The 1680-nt window shown below is 71.8% G+C and carries 1 protein-coding gene; it reads left to right on the top strand.

What is annotated here, in order from left to right; all coding sequences use genetic code 11:
* Window positions 1-281: 281 nt before the first annotated feature.
* The coding region (gene rox / locus E1293_RS46860) for a rifampin monooxygenase (protein ID WP_132206582.1) at window positions 282-1680 on the top strand (1399 nt) is incomplete at its 3' end.

Below are 1680 nucleotides of genomic sequence, written 5' to 3'. Positions count from 1 at the left end.
CGGCGGCACCGAGCCCGACCAGCACCCGCACCGCGAGCACCTCGTGAACGGCGACGCCGCCCTCGACTTCCCTGTCGCTCACCACCCCCCGACAATCTCACGCCCCCTCGGGTGGGGTGGGTGTCGCGGCGGGGGCGAGGGGTGCAAATAAGAAAGGCAAGGAGTCGCACTCCCTGCCACTATCAATCTATAGCGCACCCCGGGGCTTGCGGCAAGGCCCCGGTCGTACCGCACAATCGTCGGCGCAGGGCCACGACCTGCGGAAATCGACGGGGGTATTCATGATCGACGTGATCGTCACCGGGGGCGGGCCGACCGGGATGATGCTGGCGGCCGAGCTGCGGCTGCACGGCGTGCACGTGCTCGTGCTGGAGAAGGAGGCGAAGCCGGTCGAGTTCGTCCGCGCGCTCGGGATGCACGCGCGGAGCATCGAGGTCATGGACCAGCGCGGCATCCTGGAGCGCTTCCTCGCGCACGGCAAGAAGTACCCGCTCGGCGGCTTCTTCGCCGGCATCCCGAAGCCGTCGCCCGACCGGCTGGACACCTCGCACCCGTACGTCCTCGGCATCCCGCAGCCCGTCACCGACCGCCTGCTGGCCGAGCGCGCCGCCGAGCTCGGCGCCGAGATCCGGCGCGGCTGCGAGCTCGTCGAGGTGAGCCAGGACGAGGACGGGGTGACCGCCGAACTGGCCGACGGCACCCGGCTGCGGTCGCGCTACCTCGTCGGCTGCGACGGCGGCCGCAGCACGGTGCGCAAGAGGCTCGGCGTCGGCTTCCCCGGCGAGCCCACCAGGTCCGAGACGCTGCTGGGCGAGATGCGGGTGACCGAGGACCCGGAGACCCTCGCCGCCGTGGTGGCCGAGGTCCGCAAGACGAACCTGAACTTCGGCGTCGGCCCCGCCGGGGACGGCCTGTACCGCGTCGTCGTGCCCGCCGACGGAGTGGCCGCGGACCGCAGGGTCCCGCCGACCCTCGACGAGGTCAAGCGGCAGCTGCGGGTGTTCGCCGGCACCGACTTCGGCGTGCACTCACCGCGGTGGCTGTCCCGCTTCGGTGACGCCACCCGGCTGGCCGAGCACTACCGCGTCGGCCGGGTGCTGCTCGCCGGCGACGCGGCGCACGTCCACCTGCCGCTGGGCGGGCAGGGCCTCAACCTCGGCGTCCAGGACGCCTTCAACCTCGGCTGGAAGCTGGCCGCCGAGATCAACGGCTGGGCACCGGACGGACTCCTCGACAGCTACCAGACCGAGCGGCATCCCGTGGCCGCCGACGTCCTGGACAACACTCGCGCGCAGAAGGAGGTGATGTCGACCGACCCGAACGCGCAGGCGGTCCGGCGGCTCCTGGCCGAGCTGATGGACTTCGACGAGGTGAACCGGTACCTGATCGAGAAGATCACGGCGCTGCGGGTCCGCTACGACTTCGGCGAGGGCCACGCCCTGCTCGGCCGCCGGGTCCGCGACGTCCCGCTGAAGCGCGGCCGCCTCTACGAGCAGATGCACGCCGGCCGCGGCCTTCTCCTGGACCAGACCGGCCGCCTCTCACTCACCGGTTGGGAAGACCGCGTGGACCATGTCGTAGACGTGAGCGAAGACCTGGACGCCCCCGCCGCCCTCCTACGCCCCGACGGCCACGTGGCCTGGGCAGGCGAGACCCAAGCAGACCTACAAGCCCACCTCC

The organism is Actinomadura darangshiensis (genome assembly GCF_004349235.1).
GTDB lineage: Bacteria > Actinomycetota > Actinomycetes > Streptosporangiales > Streptosporangiaceae > Spirillospora > Spirillospora darangshiensis.
This window is presented reverse-complemented; position numbering and strand designations above follow the sequence as displayed.